The sequence below is a fragment of the Sphingomonas sp. LT1P40 genome (assembly GCF_036663835.1).
Lineage (GTDB): Bacteria > Pseudomonadota > Alphaproteobacteria > Sphingomonadales > Sphingomonadaceae > Sphingomonas.
Genome location: NZ_JAXOJT010000001.1, coordinates 393946 through 416452 on the forward strand (window position 1 = coordinate 393946; position 22507 = coordinate 416452).

At 65.0% G+C, this 22507-nt stretch carries 25 protein-coding genes and 1 pseudogene; 14 read left to right on the top strand and 12 right to left on the bottom strand.

What is annotated here, in order from left to right; translation table 11 throughout:
- Positions 1-63: 63 nt before the first annotated feature.
- The 3 genes and pseudogenes from U1702_RS01910 to U1702_RS01920 all read left to right on the top strand — a co-directional run.
- Complete coding sequence (locus tag U1702_RS01910; protein WP_332721567.1) at positions 64-462, top strand: DUF192 domain-containing protein; 399 nt, start codon at positions 64-66, stop codon at positions 460-462.
- Between the two features lie 51 nt (positions 463-513).
- The gene (locus U1702_RS01915; protein ID WP_332721569.1) at positions 514-906 is read left to right on the top strand and encodes an NADH:ubiquinone oxidoreductase subunit NDUFA12; all 393 of its coding nucleotides are present in this window, start codon (positions 514-516) and stop codon (positions 904-906) included.
- A gap of 194 nt (positions 907-1100) precedes the next feature.
- Positions 1101-1334 (top strand): annotated as a pseudogene (locus U1702_RS01920) (DUF2155 domain-containing protein); the annotation flags it as partial.
- Positions 1335-1369: 35 nt separating this feature from the next.
- On the opposite strand, the gene aat reads toward U1702_RS01920, so the two are convergent.
- From aat to U1702_RS01940, 4 genes are all read right to left on the bottom strand, one after another.
- Positions 1370-2125 carry a leucyl/phenylalanyl-tRNA--protein transferase gene (aat, locus tag U1702_RS01925; protein ID WP_332721571.1) on the bottom strand — a complete coding sequence of 252 codons (756 nt, stop codon included), beginning with the start codon at positions 2123-2125 and terminating at the stop codon, positions 1370-1372.
- On the bottom strand, positions 2122-2859 hold the full coding sequence (locus U1702_RS01930; protein WP_332721573.1) for a ParA family protein: 738 nt from the start codon (positions 2857-2859) through the stop codon (positions 2122-2124). Before U1702_RS01930 ends, aat begins: the two co-directional genes overlap by 4 nt.
- Positions 2860-2967: 108 nt before the next feature.
- On the bottom strand, positions 2968-3354 hold the full coding sequence (locus U1702_RS01935; protein WP_332721574.1) for a hypothetical protein: 387 nt from the start codon (positions 3352-3354) through the stop codon (positions 2968-2970).
- A 96-nt stretch (positions 3355-3450) separates the two neighbouring features.
- Positions 3451-4755: a DNA polymerase Y family protein gene (locus U1702_RS01940; protein WP_332721576.1), complete on the bottom strand. Its 1305-nt coding sequence runs from the start codon at positions 4753-4755 to the stop codon at positions 3451-3453.
- 292 nt (positions 4756-5047) lie between these two features.
- Between U1702_RS01940 and U1702_RS01945 the strand changes: the two genes are divergently transcribed.
- Positions 5048-7507, top strand: coding sequence for a hypothetical protein (locus U1702_RS01945; RefSeq protein ID WP_332721578.1), 2460 nt, complete (start codon positions 5048-5050; stop codon positions 7505-7507).
- A 33-nt stretch (positions 7508-7540) separates the two neighbouring features.
- A complete protein-coding gene (locus tag U1702_RS01950; protein WP_332721580.1) occupies positions 7541-7843 on the top strand; it encodes a hypothetical protein in 303 nt (100 codons plus the stop codon).
- Positions 7844-8020: 177 nt separating this feature from the next.
- On the opposite strand, the gene U1702_RS01955 is transcribed toward U1702_RS01950, so the two are convergent.
- The 8 genes from U1702_RS01955 to U1702_RS01990 form a co-directional block, all read right to left on the bottom strand.
- Positions 8021-8263 (bottom strand): DUF3253 domain-containing protein, encoded by a 243-nt coding sequence (locus U1702_RS01955; protein WP_443026797.1) that lies wholly within the window; start codon positions 8261-8263, stop codon positions 8021-8023.
- A gap of 5 nt (positions 8264-8268) precedes the next feature.
- Entirely contained in the window at positions 8269-8661 is a 393-nt protein-coding gene (locus tag U1702_RS01960) for a PRC-barrel domain-containing protein (protein ID WP_332721582.1), read from the bottom strand.
- 74 nt (positions 8662-8735) lie between these two features.
- The gene (locus U1702_RS01965; RefSeq protein ID WP_332721583.1) at positions 8736-9749 is read right to left on the bottom strand and encodes an inorganic phosphate transporter; all 1014 of its coding nucleotides are present in this window, start codon (positions 9747-9749) and stop codon (positions 8736-8738) included.
- Complete coding sequence (locus tag U1702_RS01970; RefSeq protein WP_332721585.1) at positions 9749-10882, bottom strand: DUF47 family protein; 1134 nt, start codon at positions 10880-10882, stop codon at positions 9749-9751. The genes U1702_RS01965 and U1702_RS01970 overlap by 1 nt, the downstream gene beginning before the upstream one ends.
- A gap of 98 nt (positions 10883-10980) precedes the next feature.
- Positions 10981-12600: a 14-3-3 family protein gene (locus U1702_RS01975; RefSeq protein WP_332721587.1), complete on the bottom strand. Its 1620-nt coding sequence runs from the start codon at positions 12598-12600 to the stop codon at positions 10981-10983.
- Between the two features lie 9 nt (positions 12601-12609).
- Positions 12610-13101 carry a DNA-deoxyinosine glycosylase gene (locus U1702_RS01980; protein ID WP_332721589.1) on the bottom strand — a complete coding sequence of 164 codons (492 nt, stop codon included), beginning with the start codon at positions 13099-13101 and terminating at the stop codon, positions 12610-12612.
- Positions 13101-13493 (bottom strand): type II toxin-antitoxin system VapC family toxin, encoded by a 393-nt coding sequence (locus U1702_RS01985; RefSeq protein WP_332721590.1) that lies wholly within the window; start codon positions 13491-13493, stop codon positions 13101-13103. Before U1702_RS01985 ends, U1702_RS01980 begins: the two co-directional genes overlap by 1 nt.
- Positions 13490-13849 (bottom strand): type II toxin-antitoxin system VapB family antitoxin, encoded by a 360-nt coding sequence (locus U1702_RS01990; RefSeq protein WP_332721592.1) that lies wholly within the window; start codon positions 13847-13849, stop codon positions 13490-13492. Before U1702_RS01990 ends, U1702_RS01985 begins: the two co-directional genes overlap by 4 nt.
- Between U1702_RS01990 and U1702_RS01995 the strand changes: the two genes are divergently transcribed.
- The 9 genes from U1702_RS01995 (at position 13833) to U1702_RS02035 (ending at position 22507) form a co-directional block, all read left to right on the top strand.
- Entirely contained in the window at positions 13833-14162 is a 330-nt protein-coding gene (locus U1702_RS01995) for an Mpo1-like protein (protein ID WP_332721593.1), read from the top strand. The genes U1702_RS01990 and U1702_RS01995 overlap by 17 nt on opposite strands.
- Positions 14163-14208: 46 nt before the next feature.
- Positions 14209-15201: a cysteine synthase A gene (locus U1702_RS02000; protein WP_332721596.1), complete on the top strand. Its 993-nt coding sequence runs from the start codon at positions 14209-14211 to the stop codon at positions 15199-15201.
- A gap of 94 nt (positions 15202-15295) precedes the next feature.
- Complete coding sequence (locus tag U1702_RS02005; protein ID WP_332721597.1) at positions 15296-15565, top strand: hypothetical protein; 270 nt, start codon at positions 15296-15298, stop codon at positions 15563-15565.
- A 378-nt stretch (positions 15566-15943) separates the two neighbouring features.
- Positions 15944-16417 (top strand): division/cell wall cluster transcriptional repressor MraZ, encoded by a 474-nt coding sequence (locus U1702_RS02010; RefSeq protein WP_332721599.1) that lies wholly within the window; start codon positions 15944-15946, stop codon positions 16415-16417.
- Positions 16414-17370, top strand: a complete 957-nt coding sequence (gene rsmH / locus U1702_RS02015) for a 16S rRNA (cytosine(1402)-N(4))-methyltransferase RsmH (RefSeq protein ID WP_332721600.1) — start codon at positions 16414-16416, stop codon at positions 17368-17370. Before U1702_RS02010 ends, rsmH begins: the two co-directional genes overlap by 4 nt.
- Positions 17360-17965, top strand: a complete 606-nt coding sequence (locus U1702_RS02020; protein WP_332721602.1) for a hypothetical protein — start codon at positions 17360-17362, stop codon at positions 17963-17965. Before rsmH ends, U1702_RS02020 begins: the two co-directional genes overlap by 11 nt.
- Positions 17962-19719, top strand: a complete 1758-nt coding sequence (locus U1702_RS02025; protein ID WP_332721604.1) for a peptidoglycan D,D-transpeptidase FtsI family protein — start codon at positions 17962-17964, stop codon at positions 19717-19719. The genes U1702_RS02020 and U1702_RS02025 overlap by 4 nt, the downstream gene beginning before the upstream one ends.
- Entirely contained in the window at positions 19716-21131 is a 1416-nt protein-coding gene (locus U1702_RS02030) for a UDP-N-acetylmuramoyl-L-alanyl-D-glutamate--2,6-diaminopimelate ligase (RefSeq protein WP_332721606.1), read from the top strand. Before U1702_RS02025 ends, U1702_RS02030 begins: the two co-directional genes overlap by 4 nt.
- Positions 21128-22507: a UDP-N-acetylmuramoyl-tripeptide--D-alanyl-D-alanine ligase gene (locus U1702_RS02035; protein ID WP_332721608.1), complete on the top strand. Its 1380-nt coding sequence runs from the start codon at positions 21128-21130 to the stop codon at positions 22505-22507. The genes U1702_RS02030 and U1702_RS02035 overlap by 4 nt, the downstream gene beginning before the upstream one ends.

The following is a 22507-nucleotide window of genomic DNA, read 5'->3' on the forward strand; positions in this document are numbered from 1 at the left end:
CTGCTGGCGCTGGCGGCGCTGGCGCTGGTTCCCGGATGCAAAAGCAGCGAGGCGGGCAATGCCGTGGCCGCACAGCAGGCAAGCCAGGCTGTCGTCACCGTCGAATCGGGTGAAATGCGGCATGTCTTCAAGGTCGATGTCGCGCGCACCGTCGCCGAGCAGCAGCGCGGGCTGATGTTCCGCACCGGCATCCCAGTGGACGGCGGCATGCTGTTCGCACCCTATCCGGCCGAAGGCGGCGGGCCACGCGAGGCAAGCTTCTGGATGAAGGACACGCCCAGCCCGCTCGACATCATCTTCATCCGCCCCGACGGGACGATCGCGCATATCGCCGAGAATACGGTGCCATTCTCCGAAGCGCCGGTGCGATCGGGCGAGCCGGTGTCGGCGGTGCTGGAGATCAATGGCGGGCGTGCGGCGGAACTGGGGATATCGGTCGGCGACAAGGTTACGTGGAAATGATGTTTTCAAACCACGTTGCCGCCGCCGCGATGCCCGCGTAAAGCGCGGGGCATGGCGATCTTTGCGAACATCTTCACCTGGTGGAACGGCTCCACATTCGGCACCTGGATGGGCTTGCGCGGCAAGGACCGCGTGGGCGAGGATGCGCTGGGCAATGTCTATTATACCGGCGGACAGGACACGGCGGGCAATCCGCGCCGCTGGGTGATCTACAAGGGATCGACCGATTCGAGCCGCGTGCCGCCCGAATGGTTCAGCTGGCTGCATCACCAGATCGACGATGTGCCCGATCGCGCGCTGCCGCCGGTGCGCGCGTGGGAGACGCCTGCCGTGCCGAACCTGACCGGGACGGCGCAGGCCTATCGTCCGGCCGGTGCGATGGAGTCGGGTGGCAAGCGTATCGGCGCGACCGGCGATTACGAAGCCTGGACGCCCGGCACCTGATGCGCTCGCGCCGCACCGTCGCACTGCTGCTGGCACCGCTCGCGCTGGCCGGTTGCGGCTGGTTCGGCGACAGCGCACAAAACAAGACCGGAGCGGCCGACCGGGTCGAAGTCGCGGCGAAGGCGGGGCCGGGGGAGGAGATCGTGACGGTCGACACCAGCGGGCCGGCGGTTGCGACCGAGGGGGCGACGCCAATGGCGGAGCGGGTGGCGGTGCTGGGGCTGCTCAACAAGCGAAACGGGGTCGCGCGCGACATCACGCTGAAGCCGGGACAGGCGGTGCGTGCGGGCGACGTCATCATCCGCCTGCGCGCGTGCGAGAAAACCGCGCCGTTCGAGAGCGACCAATATACCGGCGCATTCGCGCAGGTGGACGTGCGCGGCAGCGACAATCAGTGGAAGCGGACCTTCTCAGGCTGGCTGTACAAGGAACGGCCCGCGCTGAACGTGGTGCCGCACCCGATCTATGACGTCTGGGTCAAAAGCTGCGCGATGACCTTTCCGGAGACGGGGGGCGAGGTGGTTGACGCGGGGGCCGCGTCCGCGCCCGCTGCGCCGAAACGCTCGAGCGCGCCGAAATCGGCGGCGACGAAGGCGCCCCCGGTCGAAAGCCCCGCCGAACCCTCGCCGAGCGAATCCGACAGCAACGAGAGATAGGTCTCTCGCGGGATCTCGACCGCGCCGAGCGAGGCGAGGTGATCGGTCATGAACTGGCAATCGAGCAGAGTGAAACCGCCCAGTTTGAGCCGCGCGACCAGCGCGGCGATGGCGACCTTTGACGCGTCGCGCGCGCGGCTGACCATCGATTCGCCAAAGAATGCACGGCCGAGCGCGAGGCCGTAAAGGCCGCCGACAAGGCGATCACCGTCCCAGCACTCGACCGAATGCGCGAACCCGCGGCGGTGGAGTTCGGTAAACACGCGCGTGATCGCCGGATTGATCCAGGTATCGGGGCGGTCGGCGGCGCTCTCGGCGCACAGCGCGATAACGTGATCGAACGCGGTGTTGGCGGTGATGCGGAAACGGTCCGACGCGATCGTCTTTCGGAGCGAGCGCGAGAGGTGAAAGCCGTCGAGCGGCAGGATCCCGCGCTGGCGTGGCTCGACCCAATAGACGCTGGCTTCGTCGCGGTGCTCGGCCATCGGGAACACGCCCATCGCATAGGCGCGCAGGACCAGGTCGGGGTCGAGATCGCTGGCGGGTGGGGCGGGGCGAGTCACTTTTTAGGCTTTGCGGGTTTGGCAAGGCGGCGTTCGATGGCCTGCCACAGATCGGCAAACGCCTTGCCGCCTGCGCTGCGCCCGGCGAACGCGCCGACGGGCAAGCGTCGCACCGCCATCGATTCGACCACGCTGGCCATCGGGATCACCGGCCAGTCCGGGTGCCGTTCAAGCGCCTCGGCATGAAGTTTTCGGCGGCGATCGACCATCGAATGGACTGGCATGACCGGCACTTTCACCTTTCCGCCGAGATGGGCGATCACCGCGTCCAGTGCGCGTTCCGACAAGGGCGAGGGGATGACGGGGACGACGATCAGATCGGCGGCGCGCATCACTTGCTCGCTGGTTTCGGTCAGGCCGGGCGGGCAATCGAGCAGCATCCGGTCATAGGCTTTGTCGAGCTGCCCGAGCAGCTTTGCCAGCCGCTTCTTCTTGTCGAGTTCGTGGAACAGCAGATCGAGACCGCGCAGTGAGGCATCGGCATCGATCAGGTCGAGCCGTGGGATCGCGGTGGCATGGGCCAGCTTCGAGGGTTCGACATCGCGGGTGAACACCGCCTGCGCCTGAGCCTTGCCGGAACCGCCGCCGAGCAGAAAGGTGGAAGCGGCCTGCGGGTCGAGATCCCATAGCAACGTGCGGCGGGCCGAAAGCGTCGCGGCACACCAGCCAAGATTGACCGCCAGCGTCGTCTTACCGACGCCGCCCTTCAGGCTGTAGATCGCAATCGTCGCCACCGCCGCGCTCCTTTCTGGCCCAAGGTGCCGGAGGCGTGTGACTGGCGCAAGAAAAAGGGCCGGCGAAGCGATCCGCCGGCCCATTTTATGGGTGAAGGAGAGCGGATTTCAGCCCTTGCAGGTCAGCGTGCCCTTGCCCGGCAGTTCGACGGTGGCCGATGTCGGGGTGCCGGTCAGCTTGTAGCCGCCCTCGGCAACGAATGGCTGGCCCGCTTCGGCTGCCTTCAGGTCGGTTGCAGTCCCGCCCTTTTCGGTGCGGACGCGGACGAGTTTGTCGCCCTCGAAGAATTCGACGAACACCAGTGCGTTGCCCGGCTGGCAGCGCATCGACTTCGACGCCTTGATCGCGGGCGGCAGTTCGACGGGCGCGCGGTTGGCGAGCTGTTCGGCCATCGGGTCATCGACGCGGCTGGTCACAACTTCGGGTTCGGGGCTACAGGCTGCGAGTGGCAAGGCCAGAATCGCAACGGCGATGGGGAGGAGGCGCATGGTCATATCGCGCGCTCCTTTGCGTATGCGGCATTTGACGTCAAGAGACACGTTATGCCGGGCAGCAATCCATTTTGCGCCGCAAAAGAAATGCTTGGGGCATCATTCGTGAAATTCGTCCAGATCCGGGATGCGTCCGAACGCAATTTTCGTACCCACGCGGTCGCTGCGGCTCCCGTCCATCGGTCCGACCGAGACGGCATGACGTCCGAATTTCTCGTTGATCCGGTCCATCGCCTTGCTCAGTGACAGGGTGCGGGTTTCGCGGGCCAGCGGGTCGTTGGGGTCGAGTGCGGCAAACAACGATTCCTGCTCGCCGTGCAGCGGCGCGATTTCCGCCAATGTCACGCCGATCATCCGGATGGCGAAACCGCCGGGGCGGGTGCGACCGGCGGCGGCGAGGCGGGGATAGATCGAATCGAGCGCGGCGAGGACGGTGAAGCTGTCCTGAGTCGAAGGCAGCTTGATCGAAGTGCGCCAGGTCGACTTGTCGTCCTCGAACCGGGCGTGGAGCACGAGCAGGCGGCTGGCATAACCCTTGCGCCGCAAGCGGCTGGCGGATTTGAGCGCAAGGCGGCGGGCGGTGAGGCGGACGGGTTCGAGGCCGCGTTTGCGTGGGGACAGGACGTGGCTGTGGCCGATGGTGCGGCTTTGCGTCGGCTTTTCGGGCAAGTCGAACCCGTGGAGCAGATACCACAGCCGGTCGCCGTTCACCCCACCCCAGGCTGAACCGGCATCGCGCGGTCGGCGGTCGCACAACTGACCGATGTCGTTGATGCCCTGTTGCGCGAGGCGCTTTTCCATCTTCGCGCCGATCCCGGCGATGTCGCGCAGCTTCAACCCGAACAGGCGACCGGGCAGTTCCTCGCCGCGCAGGATGGTCAGGCCGTCGGGCTTCTGCATGTCCGACGCCAGCTTGGCGAGCAGGCGGTTGGGGGCGATGCCGACCGACGAGGTCAGGCATTCGCCGACATTGGCGCGAATCCCCGCCTTGATCCGGTGGGCGAGCGCGGTGGCGGTGGCTTCGTCATTCTCGTTATCGAGCAGGCGGCAGGCGACTTCGTCGATCGAGCAGACGGCGGTGACGGGGATGTGCTTCCAGATTTCGTCGACAATCATCTGGTGGAACTCGACATATTTCTCATGGGCACCGGGAACGACGATGATGTCGCGGCACAGGCGTTTGGCTTCCCAGACGGGGGTGCCGGTGCCGATGCCGTATTTCTTGGCCTCGACCGAGGCGGCGATGGCGACGGTGGTGTCGCTGTCGACCGGCGCGACGATGATCGGTTTACCCCGCAGATCGGGGTTCAACTGCTGCTCGACGCTGGCGAAATAGCTGTTCAGATCGAGGAACAGCCAGCGCAGCGGGCGGGGTGGCAGGATGAGGTCGGCCGCATTGGGCATGGTGGAACAATAGCAGAACATTTGGCCAAAGTCACGTTGTCGCGGCATTGACGAAGTTGACGGCCCGTGGAGGGGAGCGGTTGACACAATCGCGGTGTTTACGCGGGGGTGACAACCGGGCCAATGGCGCGGAAAGTCCCAAAAGTCACACCTGCTTCGTGCGAGCGGGCGAATGGCGTTTGCAATGTCAAAGAGCCGAGAAATCATAGCCGGGGCGATACGTTGTAGGAAAGTTGTTTTGAGGCGGGGCTGCGCTATCAAGTGACATGACCCCGACCGAATTCCTGACCAAATGGCGACAATCCGAATTGACGGAACGGTCGGCAAACATCCTGTTTCGACGTTGTTCGAAGAAACACCGATGAGCCTGTTTGCATCGCTGGCCCGCGCGAAAACCGAAGAGGATGTCAAGGACGCCTATATTGCTGCGCTTGGCCTGAAGGGCGTTTTCAAAGGGCTGGTCGATATTCAGACCGATGAAATCTGGTTTGAGGCAAAGGACGCACCGACCCCGCCCCTTATCATGTTCGCGCAATTGCTCGTCTATGTGCGGGCAGCACGCAAACGCGGCGAACCGATTCCGGCGTTTCTGGCGGTGATCGACCGCACCAAGGCCGCGATCATGCCGACCGAAAAGGCGCTGGCCCTTCTGGATGACAAAACGATCGTCTGGCCCAAATCCGGATCGGCGGCGGGCAGGGAGCTTGCGGCGCAGATCGCCCCCTATGTCGAGACGCATCATGTCGTTTACGACATTGCGCAGCACGAAGCCGAATTCGTAAAGGCGGTGCGCGATGCCGTGCGCGAGGGGCGGATCATCCGCACGCCGATCACCCCCGACAATCTGCGCCCGGTGTTTGACAAGTGGGTGGCAATGGTCGGCGTCGAGCTTGGGACGGTCAACCCGGCCGATTACGCGGTGCTGTTCTTTGCCGACATTATGCACGATGGCGCCAGCGAGGCGATGACCAACCTGCCCGCGCGCCTGTTGTTCAACGGCGCGAAGCCGGTGTTCCTGTTGAACGGCCAGCAGTACGAACTCGCGAGCGACCGCGGCTATCGCAATTTCTGGGCGATCTATCACCGCCCGCCCGAAGCAAAGCACCGGCATTATTTGCTCGAACGACGCGACAGTTTGCTGCCGATCGACGAACAGAAGTTCAAGGGCGCGTTCTACACGCCGCTGCATATTGTCGACAAAGCCTATGAGTTGCTCGTCGCCACGCTGGGGCCAAACTGGCAGGACCGCTATATCGTATGGGATATGTGCGCCGGGGTCGGCAATTTGGAGGTCAAGCACAGCAATTATCGCAACGTATTCATGTCGACGCTCGACCAGGCCGACATCGATATCATGCGCGCGAGCAAGACCTGCGTCGGCGCAACAATTTTCCAATATGATTATCTGAACGACGACGTGACCGATTTCGGCGAGATCGATTATGCGCTGTCGAACAAGGTGCCGATGGAGTTGCGGCAGGCGATTGCCGATGCGCGTGCGGGTAAGAAGGGCGCGAAACCGATCCTGGTGTTGATCAATCCGCCTTATGCGGAGAGTGGGTCGGGCATTGCTAGGGGTGATGAGAACAAGATCGGTGTCGAGAAAACACGTATCAACGGTTGGATGCGCGAGATGAATGTCGGTTACGCGAGCAAAGAGTTATTTACACAGTTTCTGATCCGCATCCGCCACGAGTTGCCAAGCGCGAACCTCGCAATGTTCAGCACGCTCAAGTATGTAAACGCACCAAACTTCGAGCCATTTAGACGGGTGTGGCAGGCGAAGTATCTCGACGGATTTGTTGTCCATAGTCGAGCATTTGACGGGCTCGACGGAGATTTTCCGATTGGGTTTCTCATTTGGGATACGAGCAAAGAGCAACCAGTTGCCGAGGTCCCGGTTAGCGTATTTGATCGGCACGGTGCCTTAATTGACGAAAAGCAATACTTAGCACGCCCGACCGGCACGCTTCTCAACCTGTGGATGGCAAAAACGCGCCCAAACGGGGGGCCAGCTTTGCCGTTATCAAATGCGCTGAAGGTTTCAAAAAACCCACGTCTAAAGCGTCAGTACGCCGGTTCAGTCGGTTACCTCTACGCGAGCAATAACGATCTCCAGCATTCGGCTATCGAGACACTGATCACCTCGTCAATCTACACCGGTGGCAACGGCGGGGGCGTCTATCTCACAGCCGAAAACCTGACCCAAGCCGCTGTGGTGTTCGCCGTCCGTCGCCTCATCAAGCCTACTTGGCTCAACGACCGCGACCAGTTCCTGCAGCCGTCGCAGCCGCTGCCCGACACGTTCAAATCGGACTGCCTCGTTTGGATGCTGTTCAACGGCAGCAACCTGACCGCCGGGGCCGATGGCTTTAAATGGAACGATCGCGACTGGTCGCTGGTCAACCATTTTATTCCTTTCACCGAGCACGAAGTCGGCGCCGGCGGTCGGTTCGAAAGCGACTTCATGGTCCGACATATGGCGGACATAACGTTCTCACCCGAAGCAACGGCGGTGCTGGACGAGGGACGGAAGCTGTGGACCCGCTTCCACACCACGCAATTCCCGCGCAAAATTCGCGACGAGTATAAGTTGGGCCGCGCGGATGCTGGCTGGTATCAAATCCGCCGCGCGCTAGAAGCGTATGGCGAAACCGAACTGACCGACTTTGACCCCTTTAAATCCGCCTATGCGGTACTTGGGGCGAAGCTGCGTCCGATGGTGTATGAACTCGGCTTTCTGCCTGAATAGACCATCGCTGCCGCCGCCGCGCGGCTGAACGAGTTGCGCGAGAACTGGCTGAGCCCCGCCGATCTGTTGGTGCGGGAGCCGGAGGTGGTGGCGGGCTATCCCGACCGGATTCTGTCGAAGGACGAGGATGCGGCGAAGGAACTGAAGAAGCGCACGCTGACCAACCTGTACAATGCGCGTCCGCAGTGGCTGGCTAACCCACATGCCGCGCTGGATGCGGTGGTGGCCGATGCTCATGGCTGGGGTGACGACTGGCGCGCGGGGACGCTGAGCGATGACGAGATGCTGGCGCGGCTGTTCCGGTTGAATCAGGAACGCGCGGGGGTGGCGGGGTAGGGACTGTCGGCACGCGTATTGCGTGATCTGTCATCCCCGGCCCTGTGGCGGGGCCTACGGCGCTGCACCGGCGATGCTTGAGCCTTGATGCCATATCGCTGCCTCCCGGTGGGCCCCGGCACAAGGCCGGGGTGACGGGCGTGGGGGGTGAGGGCATGGATATCGGGAAGGGTTGATTCAGCGTTGCGGGTGGCCGATCCGGTACGGACCTGACCTTGCGGCCAATGGCTTTCCCTTCCAGCTCAGTTGCACCAGCCCTTCACCCAGCAACCCGTCGATCGCGGCGTGGACCTGTGGCATCGCGTCGCGCCAGTCGGGGCCAGCGCTGACCAGCGCACGGGCGACTTCGCTGGGGCAGATCGTCGCGTCGGGTGCGCGCGCGGCGAGCAGGGACAGGGTCAGGTCGCGCGCGCTGTTCACTCCGTTCAGGCGATCGGTGCGGTGACCCCGACGAGCGTCAGGTCTTCCTTGCCCACATCGTAATAGCTGGCGACGCGGTCGGCATAGGCCTGATCGAACAGCGGCGCGTTGTTGGCCCAGCTGGGGCCGCCTTCCAGCACGCGGCGGTCGATCGTTACGACATAGGCGTCCGCCGTGGGGTCGAACTGGAGGAGGCTGAACGGGATGGGGTAATAGGCCTTGCCCAGCCCGAGAAAGCCGCCGATCGTCAGCACGGCATAGACCGCCTGACCGGTCCGCTTGTTGATCATGAAGGCATAGACATAGCCGAGCTTGTCGCCGTCGCGCGTTTTCACGGGCATGACGTCGGCCTTGTTCGACTGGATCAGCAGCTGGGTGGGTTCGTCGGTTGCGGGCATCGGGGGGCTTCCTTTGTGTCGGGAGCGTAACCGCCGAGCCGTTGGCGGGTTCCTGACGTCACGGCAGCGCCGCGTCACAACAACGTCGTGAGCATATAGAACAGTGCGCCGACCGCCGCGGAGGCGGGGATGGTGATGACCCAGGCGGCGATGACATTCTGTGCCACGCCCCAGCGCACGGCGCTGACGCGGCGGGCGGTGCCCGCGCCGATGATACTGCCGGTGATGGTGTGGGTGGTGGAGACCGGGATGCCGAGCAGCGAGGCGGTGAAGACCATCACCGATCCGCCGGCGGAGGCGCTGAAGCCCTGATGCTGCGACAGTTTCGTAATGCGGCTGCCCATCGTTTCGATGATCTTCCACCCGCCCGACAGCGTGCCGAGCGCGATGGCGATGTAACAGGCGATGGCGACCCAGTGGGGGACGTGGAACTCGCCGGACAGATAGCCGGTGGAATAGAGCAGGACGGTGATGATCCCCATCGTCTTTTGCGCGTCGTTCAGGCCGTGGCTGACCGAATAGGCGGCGGAGGAGACGAGGTGGAGGCGGCGGAAGCTCTTTTCCGCCGTGCGGTTGCTGGCGTTGCGGAACGCCCAGCTGCTGGCGAGCATGATGAGCATGGCGAGCAACATGCCGAGCAGCGGGGAGAGGACGATGGCGATGAGGGTCTTGTTGAGGCCGCTCCACTGAATGCCGGTGAACCCGGCATGCGCGACGCCCGCGCCGACGAGACCACCGACCAGCGCGTGGCTGGACGAGGATGGAATACCCTTCAGCCACGTCACCACGTTCCAGAACATCGCGCCGATCAGCGCGCCGAACACGACGGCGGGGGTAACGAGGTCCTGGTCGATCAGCCCCTTGCCGATCGTCTCCGCCACCTTGTGCAATTGCGGGAAGGCGAGGGTGAGGAAATAGGCGGCGAAGTTGAAGAAGGCGGCGAAGAGCACGGCCTGAACCGGGCCGAGCAGGCGCGTGGCGACGACGGTGGCGATCGAATTGGCGGCATCGTGCAGGCCGTTGAGGAAGTCGAACGCGAGCGCGATGAGGATGAGGCCGACGAGGAGCGGGAAGGCGAGTTCATGCATTACGCGTGGTCGATCACGATGCCGTCGATCTCGTTTGCGACGTCCTCCAGCGCGTCGACGATGCGTTCGAGGTGTTTGTAGATTTCGCGCGCGACGATGAACTTCATCGTGTCGCCGCCGCCATATTGCTTGAACGCGCGCTTGACCCCGGCGTCGTGGATGTCGTCGGCATGGCCCTCCATGCGGACGAGGCGCTCGGTCAGCTCGTGCAGGCGCGCGCCATTGGTGGCGACGTCGCGGAGCAGCGGCATCGCCTCGGCAGTCAGGCGCGCGGCGTCGACGATGATCGCGGCCATGTCGCGCATTTCGGGCTCGAACTCGGTGACTTCGTAGAGATCGACCGCGCCGGCGGCGGCCTGCATCTCGTCGATCGCATCGTCCATCGCGCCGATCAGCGACGTGATCGCGCTGCGGTCGAACGGGGTGAGAAAGGTCTTGCGGACGGTCTGGAGGACTTCGCGGATGATGTTGTCGGCGTCGTGCTCGCGCTCCATGATCTCACGGATATGGTCAGCGGAGGCACCGCCGCCCTGGAACAGCCGCGACAGCGCGTCGGCGGCGGCGGTGATGGTCACCGCATGCGCCTCGAACAGTTCGAAGAAATTGCCCTTTTTGGGGAGCAGGCGTTGAAACCAACCGAACATGTGACTGACCCTTGATTTTTCGGTAGCGGCGGTGCGCCCGCCGGAGCGTGCGTCGGCAGTGAGCATGCCGGGGCGGCGCGTGGCCGCATTGAATTCGGATGCGCCGAAGCTGCGGATGAGGTCGCGCAGATCATGCTCATCCACCAGATTGGCGGCTTCATGGAGCGGGAACCAGCGGCGCTCGCGCTGATGCTGTTCCTTCCACTTCAGGAGTTCGGTGGTGACGGCGAGCGGGAACACCTGAACATCGGCCATCAGCGACGCGCCGTTGCCGCGTTGCTTGCGATAACGATAGCTGCCGATCGGCGTGGGGCAGGCCGCGCCGATGACGCCGGCTTCCTCCTCGGCTTCGGCGGCGGCGGCGGCATGTGGGGTGCTGCCCGCCGGGACGTTCCCCTTGGGTATCACCCAGCGACCGGTGCCGCGCGACGTGACCAGCAGGATGCGCACCGGCGCGTCGATGGCGGTCCCGTCGGTGCGGTAGGGCAAGGCGGCAATCTGGCGGATGTCAGGCTCTCCGGTTTGTGGCCCGATGCCCGATCCGTTGAATTGTTACAATCTTGTGACGCGAAAAAGCTGGGGATCGGTCACATCGACCCGCCCGGACATTCGCGCGGGGTGGTCAGCGAGGACCGCGCCTGACCCTGTGCGGAAGCCCAGCTGGCGACGACGCGCAGGCGGAACAGCGGCGCGTAGCTGCGGAATTGGGCGGTGTTGTCGTTGCTGTCGGCGCGGTCGGTGTCGAGGCGGGCGAGCGCCATCTGCGTCGCCTTGCGCGCATAGCAGGGCGCATAGGTCGGGCTCCAGCCGAGCATATAATAGGTCAGGCCCATCGCCATCAGGATGCGGTCGGGATGGTTGGGCGGCAGTTGCGCGGTGGCGGCGCTGCGGAACAGTGATTCCGCAGGGCCGATTTCGCCCAGTGCGAGCGATGCCAGCCCCTCGAACAACGGTGCGCGATACAGGCTGCCGTCGAGCGCCTTGGCCTCTCGCGCGCTGTCGCGGGTGATGGCTGGCTTGCCTGCCACGAAGGCGCGTTCGGCGCGGGCGACGAGCGTTTCGGCGAGGCGGGCGTTGGCGGTGCGTTCAAGTTCCTTGCGTTCTTCGTCGATGCTGCGCTGAAACATGTCCATGCCGCTGAACGCGGTGCCGAGGCTTTCGACCTGTTTGCGCTGGAATGCGATGAGGACGGGGTCGGGCTTTTCGGCGGCGGCGGCGCGGGCGAGCGCGATGGCTTCGTCGATCAGTTTCAGCGCGTCGTCATGCGATGCGGCGAGGCGGGCGCGGGTGGTGAGGACGCGAATGTGGAGCGCGGGACCGCCGACCGCGGGGTCGCGCGCGGCTTGCCCGGCGATCAACACGCGCGCCTCGTCGCTGCGATTCAGTTCGACCAGCAGTTCGGCGAGGGGGACCAGCGCGGCGAGGGTAGCGGGGCGGTCTCCAAGGGCTTCGAGCCGGGTATAGGCGGCGCGCAGCAGCGGTTCGGCGGCGGCGTGGCTGCCGCTTTTGAGCATCAGCGCGCCGCGATTGGCGGCGGCGATGGCGGTGCGGCTGTCGTCGGGACCGAAGATGCGCAAGGCGTCGGTGTGGGCGTAAGTCGCGGCTTGCAGCAGATCGGGGCTGGTGCCGAAGCGCGTGCCGAAGATCACGGCCGTGGCGTTGGCGGCGGCGGGGACTTCGGCGCTGTCGGGGCCGCAATGGCGGATGGCGTCGTCGCGCGACGGCGGCACTGCGATCCCACCCATCCGCCAGCGCGCGATGCTGAGCGCGAGCTGGACCCGGATATTGCGGCAGGCGAACTCGCTTTCGCTGCCGGTCTTGTCCTGTGCCAGCGCCAAAGCGTCGAGTCCCGCCGCGCGGTCGCCGGCGGGCGTGCTGCGGAGCGTGAGCAGCGGGAAAGGATCGACGGGGAAGCGCGCGAGCGTGGTATTGACCGCGGCGGCGATCATCGGACGGTCGGATGCCTCATAACCGCGCGCGAGCTTGAGGATGACGGTCGCGCAATAGTCCGGGTTGGCGGGCGGTGTCTGACAGGCGGCGAGTTCCTTTGCCATGACATCGAGGTCGTCGCCCTTCACATAATAGCCCGGCGCGGTGAGCTTTTGCGCGCGAGAAGAGAGCGGTTTGCGGTCCGGTTTTGCGGGCCAGTCCTGCGCGGCCGCGGGAAGCGCGAGTATGGCGGCGGCGAGGAGCAGGGTGGGGCGCATGGCCGGACCCTAACGCAGGTGATCGCGCAGGGCGAGCCACGCGGGAAGCTTGGCGGCGAGGCCGATGGTGTGCAGCGGGCTGGACGAGGGGAGAGCGATCAGTGGGTGGCGTGTCGGGCCAAGCTGACGGATGCCGTGCTTGTGCGCGGTTGCCCCATTGAAGGCGATGGCTCGGAGTTGCGGGAGCGTGGCGGCGAGGGTGACGACGTCGTTGGGGCTGATGTCGGCAATCGCGGCGTCGGTGCTGCCCGGTCGACGGGCGCTGGCGACGACGTCCCACAGGCCGATTTTGGCTTCGAGCAGTGCGGCGAGGCGGGCTTCGTAGGGGAGGGCGGTCAGGTCACGGTCGACGACGGCGGAGACGAGACGCCAAAACTGGTTCTGCGGGTGCGCGTAATATTGACGCTGAGCAAGCGAGCGGTCACCGGGCAGGCTGCCGAGGATCAGGAGGCGGGTGTCCGGCGCCACGACGGGCGGAAAGCTGGATTTGAGGTCGGACATCAGACGGCGGGGGTGATGTCCGTGTGGATGAAGTCGTCGCCCTTGAAGAGCAGCGGCTCGCGGGTGGATTTGGCAAGGGCGTAGGCGAAGCAATCGCCGAAGTTGAGATCCGCCGGATGGCCCGACCCGTGGCCATATCGTCGATAGGCCGCCGCACCGATCCGCGCCTGATCTGCGTTGGCCGGCGCGATTTCGACGGGCGTAACTTCAAGAAGTTGATCGAGCCGGGAATCGAGGTCGGGATTCTTTCGTCTCGTGAGCACGACTGAAAGTTCAATCCATCCGCCTGCGGATATTCGGCGTGAAGGGGCCAGCATCATGGCACGGACGAAACGCTCTTGTTCCGGTTCATCCAGCAATATCGCCATGATCGCCGACGTATCGACAATCATTTTGGCAAGCCATCGTCATCGTAGATTTCGTCCATGATTTCCTTGGAAGTCTTGCCATGCCATTCGAGCGGCATCTCCGCACGAAACTGGGTGCTGATTTCCTTGACCTTGCGGATCGCCTCTTCAATCTCAGCTTCTCGACGTTGCGCCTTTTCTTGAATGGCTTCCTTGATTGTCTCGGTCACGCTCTTGTGAAGTTGCTTTGCGAGCGTGCGAGCGAGTTCGACCGTTTCGGCATCCTTGATATTGAGTTGCGCGCCCATTTTATACCTCCGGTCCTGAAGGTTATACCATTCGTCGCACTTGAGCGCCAGCACGATGCGCGATAGCCTCCCCGCCATGACCCGCGCGATCACCCGCTATGCCGAGTTCTGGCCGCATTATCTGCGCGAGCATGCGAAGCCGGAGACGCGGGCGCTGCATTATGCCGGGACGGCGCTGACGTTCGTGGCGCTGGCGGCGGGAATCTGGGTGAGTTCGTGGTGGTTTCTGGCGATCCCGCTGTTCGGATATGGCTTTGCGTGGGGCGCGCATTTCACGGTCGAGCGAAACCGGCCGGCGACCTTCACCTATCCAACCTGGTCGCTGGTGAGCGATTACCGGATGTTTGCCCTGTGGCTGAGCGGGCGGCTTGGGCCGCATCTGAAGGCGGCGGGGGTGGCGGCATAGTTTCACTTGCTTGCGGGCGCGCGGGTGCCGTGCCTATCTTACGCCCATGCTAGTTTCACAGGATACGCTCGCGCTGATCGGCAACACCCCGCTGGTGCGGTTGAAGGGGCCGAGCGAGGCGGCCGGTTGCGACATTTTCGGCAAGTGCGAGTTCGCCAATCCGGGGGCGAGCGTAAAGGACCGCGCGGCACTGTTCATCGTGCAGGATGCCGAGGAACGCGGGGCCATCGCGCCGGGCGGCACGATCGTCGAGGGGACGGCGGGCAATACCGGCATCGGGCTGGCGCTGGTGGCGAATGCCAAGGGTTACAAGACGATCATCGTGATGCCCGAGACGCAGTCGCGCGAGAAGATGGACACGCTGCGTGCGCTGGGGGCCGAACTGGTGCTGGTGCCGGCCGCGCCCTATTCCAATCCCGGCCATTTCGTCCACACGTCGCGCCGGATCGCGGAGGAGACGCCGAACGCGATCTGGGCCAATCAGTTCGACAATATCGCCAATCGCCGCGCGCATATCGTCGGAACCGCCGAGGAAATCTGGACGCAGATGGATGGGCGGATCGACGGCTTTACTTGTTCGGCGGGGACCGGCGGCACGATTGCCGGTGTCGGGTTGGGGCTGAAGGAAAAGGACGAGAAGGTGTGCATCGCGCTCAGCGATCCGCACGGTGCCGCCCTTTACAGTTACTATGCCGAGGGCGAGTTGAAGGCCGAAGGGACTTCGGTGGCCGAGGGGATCGGGCAGGGGCGGATCACCGCCAATCTGGACGGCGCGCCGATCGACACGCAATACCGCATTTCGGACGAGGAAGGGCTGGAGTGGGTACGCCGCTTGCTGGCCGAGGAAGGGCTGTGCCTGGGGCTGTCGTCGGGGATCAACGTGGCGGGCGCAGTGCGACTGGGGCGCGAACTGGGGCCGGGCAAACGAATTGCGACGATCCTGTGCGACACCGGGTTCCGTTACCTTTCAACGCTGTACGATCGGGACTGGCTGCGGTCGAAGGGGTTGCCGGTTTTTCCGTGGCTGGATCGCGACTGAATCAAGCGAAAAACAGGGGTTCGCAAAAGGCTGTTAAGGCGTTACATTTATACCACAGCTTATGAAATCGCTTCCGTCTGATCCTCAGCACAGCATGCAGCGCGTTCGCGTTGGCCTGACCGGTCTTGCCACCGTGTTGCTGTTGATCGGGGTGGCCAGCGCGATCTTTACATCCGCTGAAAAAGAAGGGCCGGTCGTCGCCGATGGCGCACCGTCCGCCGATGTCGTCGCCAACATGACCGATGGCGTCACCGGCAACACGGCGATGGCGAAGGACGAACCGATCGCCGAACTGGGCATCGCGCCGCGCACTGCCGAAACACCGGTTCCGGCAATCACCCCCTATCCAATCCCCGAAAAGTGACGAGTCGCGCGATCTGATGGCGCGCGACCGGATATTCACGGGAAATTGCCCCACATCGTCCCCGCGACCCGCGCAATGCTGTCCTGCGCAAGCGGAGGACCATGGTTTGCCGCGGAACATAGTGAGATCAATTAAAGACTATAGTTAATACACATCCCATATCTGGCAAGATGTGGGGCAAAAACCCATAGAATCCCGAGTTGAGGCATTGAAAACCAACGGCGCATGCGATACGCCGCTGGTTAACAGGGAAACCTTATCGTCAGCCGGAGATGGTCCGGGGCGCGTCATTTGGCGTGCTTCCGGGGACGGGGAAGGTTTGTCTGCCAGCGAGGGGCAGGCGTGGGACGTAGCGGCTACAGAGGTGTGGGATTGCAGATGGTGGACGACAAGGGTCGTGTCGCCATCCCGTCCACCCTGCGCGCTACGCTGGAGAAGAATAGCGGCCACCCCGTCGAGACCAAGGAAGCGCGCGTCGCCATCGTATCGACGCATGAGAGCGATCCGTGCCTCGTCGCCTATGACGAACCCTGGTTCGATGAACTGCATGCCGAACTGAAGCAGCGTGCAATGGCCTTTGCGGGTGATCGCGGGCGTGCGGACGCCAACATCATGCGGGAGGGCATCGGAACGCCCGAGAATATCGGGTTTGACCCCTCCGGCCGTTTCGTCATGCCCGGACTGCATCTGAAGCGCGGCAAGATCGCCAAATCGGGTTATGCGTTCTTTTATGGCGTGGGCGACGTCATCGAAATCTGGGATCCAAAAACCCTGCTGGATCATCCGACCGCGCCCGAGGGCATGAAGGACGCGTGCCGCTTTTATCTCGACGAAAAGAAGGTGGTGCTGTGACCGGCGCCCCGCACGTCCCCGTCCTGTTGGCCGAAGTGGTCGACGCGCTCGCGATTTCCCCCGGCGAGCGGCATGTCGATGCGACCTTCGGGGCAGGGGGCTACACGACCGCGTTCCTCGAGCGGGGTGCCGAGGTGGCCGCTTTCGATCGTGACCCAAGCGCGATCGAGGGCGGCCAACTTCTGTTGAAGGCGAGCGAGGGGCGGTTGATCCTGATCGCGGCGCAGTTTTCGGCGCTGGACCGCGAACTCGAGGCGCGCGACCTGTCCCCGGTCGATGGCGTGACGATGGATATCGGCGTGTCGTCGATGCAGCTCGACCAGGCGGGGCGCGGGTTCAGCTTTCAGAGCGACGGGCCGCTCGACATGCGCATGGCGGCGGAGGGCATGACCGCCGCCGATTTCGTCAACGAAGCCGACGAAGCCGAGATCGCCGACGTGCTGTTCAACTATGGCGATGAGCCGCGGTCGCGCCGGGTGGCGCGGGCGATCGTCATGGCACGTCCGCTGACCCGCACGGGTGAACTGGCGCGCGTGGTGCGCAAGGCGCTGGGCTATAAGCCGAACGACAAGAAGGACCCGGCGACGCGGACGTTTCAGGCGATCCGCATTCACATCAACCGCGAGCTGGACGAACTGGCCGAGGGGCTGGCGGCGGCGGAGCGCGTGCTGAAGCCCGGCGGGCGGCTGGCGGTGGTGACGTTCCACAGCCTGGAAGACCGCATGGTCAAGAAATTCCTGCGCGAACGCTCGGGGAGCGAACCAGCCGGATCGCGGCATCGCCCGGCGGCGGTCGCGGCGCGTGCGCCGAGTTTCGAGACGCCGGCCAAGGCGGTGCGTGCAGGCGATGCAGAAATTGCGGCGAACCCGCGTGCCCGGTCCGCGACGCTCCGCGTCGCGCGGCGCACGTCGGCTGACGCCTGGACGAGCATAGGAGGCGGCAATGGCAGTTAAGGCGTTAAGCGGGTTCGGGTGGTTCCTGACCGGGGTGGTGGTCGCGCCGGGATGCTATATGGTGTCGTCGCAAGTCGCCGGTGAGCGCACGCGGGTCGAAGCGATGGAGCGCGCCATCGTCAAGGCGCGCAAGGATATTCGGGGCCTTGAAACCGAGTTCGACACGCGCGCCAATCTGGCGCAGCTGGAGCGCTGGAACGGCGACGTGATGCGCTATACCGCGCCGACCCCGGCTCAGTTTCTGAGTGGCGATGCCGAACTGGCGTCGCTGCGCCCGCTGGAGGGTGACGGGCTGGCCGAGCGCTATGCCGCGATGGTGGTGCCGCAGGGCGTGCCCAAGATGATGACCGGCGCGGTGCAGACGGCGTCGGATGCGATTGCGCCGGCGACTGTGGCGACGGTCGCGGCAGCCGTGACCAAGCCTGCCGTCGCACGATCCGACACGCTCGCCAGCGTGGTTGCCAAGCCGGTTCGCGCCGCCGCCGCAAGTGTGAAGGACGAAGCGGTCGCTGCACTCGACAGCAAGCTGTTGAAGGACTCAAGCTTCGGCGACCTGATGCAGGGCGTGCGCGCGGAGGCGAAGCGGGTCCGGTGACAGTCCTCGTCGCCCCTGCGCTGCGCAATCGCACGCGGCCGGGTGCCCGGCACGCGGGACTTGCGGTCGCGCATGTGCGGCTGATGATCTTGGCATTGTTGTTCGCGGCGGGAATCGCGGTGATCGTCGGGCGGCTGGCGTTGCTGGCGCTGTTTGCGGAGCCGGTGGTGACGCCCAGCGTCAATGCGATGCTGGTGCCGTTGCGTGGCGATCTGGTCGACCGCAATGGCGCACCGTTGGCGCGCACGATCGACGCCTGGTCGATCGCGGTGCGGCCGGGCAAGGTGATCGGCGACAAGGATGAACTGGCGCGGCTGCTGGCGGCGACATTGCCGGGCAAGAGCGCCAGCGAGTATGCCGCGATCCTGAAAGACGATGCGCGCTATACCTATTTGAAGCGTCGCGCAGTGCCCGAGCTGGTGGCGGCGGTGCATGCGCTGGGTGAGCCGGGGATCGAGTTCGCGCGTGAACCGCAGCGGCTGTACCCACAGGCGATGCTGGCGGCGCACACGCTGGGCTATGTCGATTTCGACGGCAAGGGCGTGACCGGCATGGAGCTGGCGCTCGACAAGCAGCTGACCGACCCGGCGATGCGCGGTCAGCCGGTGGCGCTGTCGATCGATCTGCGTGCACAGGCGGCGCTGGAAAGCGAGCTGGGGCAGGCGATGACCAGCTTTCAGGCGAAGGGCGCGGCGGGCGTCATCATGGATGTCGCAACCGGTGAACTGATGGCGATGGCGTCGCTGCCGACGTTCAACCCCAACAACATCAAGGGCGCGAACCCCGAGCATTTCCGCAACAACATGACGCAGAGCGTTTACGAGTTGGGATCGACGTTCAAGCCACTGACGATGGCGATGGCGATCGAGAGCGGCGTCGCCGCATCGATGGGCAAACGATACGACGCGACCGCACCGCTGCACGTCGGGGGCTTCCGCATCCGCGACCTGCACGCGCAGAACCGCTGGATGAACATTCCCGAGACGCTGATCCATTCGTCCAACATCGTCACCGCGCGCATCGCAGACGAAATGGGCAAGGCACGGATGGAGACGATGTTCCGGCGGCTGGGCTTCGATCACAAGCCGACGGTCGAGTTGGGCGGTCTGGCCGGGCCGATCTGGCCCAAATACTGGGCGCGCACCACGGTGATGACCACGGGTTATGGCCATGGCATCGCGGTGACGCCGCTGCATCTGGCCAGCGCCTATGCGACATTGGTCAATGGCGGCGTGTGGCGTCCCGCGACGCTGCGCCGGATCGAACCGGGCAAGGCACCGGCCGGTCGCCGCGTGTTTTCCGAGGCGACCAGCGCGCGGATGCGGCAGCTGTTGCGGCTGATTGTGACGCACGGATCGGGCAGCAAGGCCGATGCCGCTGGTTATCGCGTGGGTGGTAAAACGGGCACAGCGGAGGTGCCGGGCGCGGGCGGTTATCAACGCAATAAGAACGTATCGACCTTCGCGGCGGCTTTCCCGATGGACGCGCCGCGCTATGTGGTGCTGGTGATGCTCGATTCCCCCGTGGGCAATGCCCAATCGGCCGGACAGTCCACTGCGGGCTGGACCGCCGCGCCCGTCGTCAACCGCGTGGTCATGCGTACCGGCGCGATGCTGGGCGTGGTGCCGGACGAGGCGCGCGACGTGAATGTCGCGGATCTCGTTCCGTTGCTGTGGCGCGCGGAGCCGAAGAACAAGAAGCCGGCGCAGACCGCGGCTGCCGCGCCGATCGTCGCGCCCGGAGCGGGTGAATGAAGCTGGGGGAGCTGACCGGAGGCTCCGAGGAAACCATCGTCACCGGCTTCGCCATCGATCACCGCAAGGTCGCGCCGGGAACCGTGTTCGGCGCGTTTCGCGGGGTCCGCTTCAACGGTGAGGACTTTATCGACGAGGCGGTCGCGCGCGGCGCGGTCGCCGTGGTCGCGCGGCCGGAGGTTACGGTTGCGGGCGCACGGCATATTGCGACCGACCATCCACGCACCGAGTTTGCGCGCGTCGCTGCGCGCTTCTTCGCGCCGTTTCCGGAGACTTCAGTCGCGGTGACGGGCACCAACGGCAAGACGTCGACGGTCGAGATGGTGCGGCAATTGTGGCGCATGGCCGGAGACAACGCCGCGTCGATCGGGACGCTGGGCGTGACGACGGCGGGGGAGATGGTATCGACCGGGCTGACCACCCCCGACGTCGTGACGTTCCTGTCCAACGTCGCGGGGCTGGCGCGCGAGGGCGTGACGCATCTGGCGTTCGAGGCGTCGAGCCATGGCCTGTCGCAATATCGCACCGAAGGACTGCCGGTCGCGGCGGCGGCGTTCACCAATTTGTCGCGCGATCACCTCGACTATCACAAGGACATGGCGGATTATTTCACCGCCAAGCTGCGGCTGTTCGCCGATGTGCTCGATCCGGGTGGCACGGCGGTGGTGTGGGCCGACGATCCGCATTCGGAGCGGGTGATCGATATCGCGCGGATGCGCGGCAACCGCATCGTCACGGTGGGCGAGCATGGCGACACGCTGCGGCTGGTGTCGCGTGAGCCGACGCTGCTCGACCAGAAATTGACGATCGCGGTGGACGGGGTCGAGCATGTTGCGCGGCTGTCGCTGATCGGGGCGTATCAGGCGGCGAACGCGCTGGTGGCGGCCGGGCTGGTGATTGCGACCGGGGGCGACGTGGCGACGACGCTGGGCAATCTGGCGCGGTTGCAGCCGGTGCGCGGGCGGCTGGAGCGCGCGGCAATCAGCCGCAGCGGTGCGCCGGTCTATGTCGATTACGCACACACGCCCGACGCGATCGAGGCAGCGATTGCGGCGCTGAAGCCGCATGCGGCGGGGCGGCTCATCATCGTGCTGGGCGCTGGCGGCGATCGCGATCCCGGCAAGCGCGAGCCGATGGGGCAGGCGGCCTGCACCGGTGCGGACGTGGTGATCGTCACCGACGACAATCCGCGCAGTGAAGATGCGGCGTCGATCCGGGCGGAGGTGATGAAGGGCTGCTCGACCGCAACCGAGATTGGCGACCGGCGTGCGGCGATCTTTGCCGCGATCGAACAGGCCGGATCGCAGGATATCGTGCTGATCGCGGGCAAGGGGCATGAGCAAGGGCAGATCGTGGGCGACAGGGTGCTGCCGTTCGACGATGTCTCCGTGGCGCGGGAGGCGGCGGCGTGAGTGAACCGTTATGGACCTCTGCCGAAATCGCCGCTGCGACCGGCGGGACGGCATCTGCCGACTTCTCGGTTGAGGCGGTGGCGTTCGACAGCCGCGAAGTCGGGCCGGGGGCACTGTTTCTCGCGCTGACCGGCGACAATACCGATGGGCATCGGTTTCTGGATCAGGCGTTCGTGAGCGGTGCTGCAGGGGCGGTGGTTTCGGTCGAAACGCCGCACCCGCATGTGCTGACCAACGATACCATTGTGGCGCTCGACAATCTCGCTCGGGCCGCGCGCAAGCGGATGGGCGGCGTGGTGATCGGCGTGACCGGATCGGTCGGCAAGACCGGGACGAAAGAGGCGCTGTTCGCATGCCTCGACCGGATGGACCCCGGTGCGGCGCATCGTTCGGTCAAGAGCTATAACAACCACACCGGCGTGCCGCTAAGTCTTGCCCGCATGCCGCGTGAAGCGAAGTTCGGCGTGTTCGAGATGGGGATGAACCATGCCGGCGAACTGGTCGCGCTGACGCATATCGTGCGCCCGCACATCGCGCTGGTGACGACGATCGCGCCTGCGCACACCGAGTTCTTCGCCAGCGAGGAAGCCATCGCCGACGCCAAGGGCGAGATTTTCCAGGGGCTGGAGCCGGGCGGCACAGCGATCGTGCCCTATGACAGCCCGCACCGCGACCGGCTGATCGCCGCCGCCGAACTTCATGCCGATCGGGTGGTGACGTTCGGGCTGGGCGAGGGGGCCGACGTTCGGGCAATCGAGATTCTGCCGGGTCAGCCGGGCGGCACTTATGTGACGGCGCAGATCGGCGCGGATCGGACATTGGGCTTCACCCTGTCGCAGGCGGGCGATCACTGGGTGGCCAATGCGATGGCGGTGCTGGCGGCGGTCGATGCGGCGGGCGGCGATCTGGAACAGGCGGGGCTGGCGCTGGCCGAAATGGACGGGCTGGCCGGACGCGGGGCGCGGTTCAGTGTGCCGGTGGGTTCGGATGAAGCGCTGGTGATCGACGAGAGCTATAATGCCAACCCAGCGTCGATGGACGCGACGCTGGCCGTACTGGCGGAGATCAAGGCCGAACGGCGGGTCGCGGTGCTGGGCGAAATGCGCGAGCTGGGCGATCAGGCGGACGACTTTCACGCTGGGCTGGCCGATCCGATCCTGGCGGCGGGCGTCGAAGCGTTGGTTCTCGTCGGTGAAGGGATGGCGCCGCTCGCGCGCACGCTTGAGGGACGCCTCGAACTCGTCCATGTGCCCGACGCCGCAGCGGCGCGCGATGCGATCGAAACGATGCTTCGTCCCGGCGATGCGGTGCTAATAAAAGGTTCGAACGGGGTCGGGTTGTCGCGTGTGGTCGCGGCGCTGGCGGGAAGGGTTTAG

Bases quoted from the DNA above. Each gene is read 5' to 3' on its own strand.
- U1702_RS01915 (WP_332721569.1), top strand. From the start codon at position 514: ATGGCGATCTTTGCGAACATCTTCACCTGGTGGAACGGCTCCACATTC.
- U1702_RS01935 (WP_332721574.1), bottom strand. From the start codon at position 3,354: ATGACCATGCGCCTCCTCCCCATCGCCGTTGCGATTCTGGCCTTGCCA.
- U1702_RS01940 (WP_332721576.1), bottom strand. From the start codon at position 4,755: ATGCCCAATGCGGCCGACCTCATCCTGCCACCCCGCCCGCTGCGCTGG.
- U1702_RS01945 (WP_332721578.1), top strand. From the start codon at position 5,048: ATGGCGACAATCCGAATTGACGGAACGGTCGGCAAACATCCTGTTTCG.
- U1702_RS01960 (WP_332721582.1), bottom strand. From the start codon at position 8,661: ATGCCCGCAACCGACGAACCCACCCAGCTGCTGATCCAGTCGAACAAG.
- U1702_RS01965 (WP_332721583.1), bottom strand. From the start codon at position 9,749: ATGCATGAACTCGCCTTCCCGCTCCTCGTCGGCCTCATCCTCATCGCG.
- U1702_RS01975 (WP_332721587.1), bottom strand. From the start codon at position 12,600: ATGCGCCCCACCCTGCTCCTCGCCGCCGCCATACTCGCGCTTCCCGCG.
- U1702_RS01980 (WP_332721589.1), bottom strand. From the start codon at position 13,101: ATGTCCGACCTCAAATCCAGCTTTCCGCCCGTCGTGGCGCCGGACACC.
- U1702_RS01985 (WP_332721590.1), bottom strand. From the start codon at position 13,493: ATGATTGTCGATACGTCGGCGATCATGGCGATATTGCTGGATGAACCG.
- U1702_RS01995 (WP_332721593.1), top strand. From the start codon at position 13,833: ATGACCCGCGCGATCACCCGCTATGCCGAGTTCTGGCCGCATTATCTG.
- U1702_RS02000 (WP_332721596.1), top strand. From the start codon at position 14,209: ATGCTAGTTTCACAGGATACGCTCGCGCTGATCGGCAACACCCCGCTG.
- U1702_RS02005 (WP_332721597.1), top strand. From the start codon at position 15,296: ATGCAGCGCGTTCGCGTTGGCCTGACCGGTCTTGCCACCGTGTTGCTG.
- U1702_RS02010 (WP_332721599.1), top strand. From the start codon at position 15,944: ATGGTGGACGACAAGGGTCGTGTCGCCATCCCGTCCACCCTGCGCGCT.
- U1702_RS02020 (WP_332721602.1), top strand. From the start codon at position 17,360: ATGGCAGTTAAGGCGTTAAGCGGGTTCGGGTGGTTCCTGACCGGGGTG.
- U1702_RS02030 (WP_332721606.1), top strand. From the start codon at position 19,716: ATGAAGCTGGGGGAGCTGACCGGAGGCTCCGAGGAAACCATCGTCACC.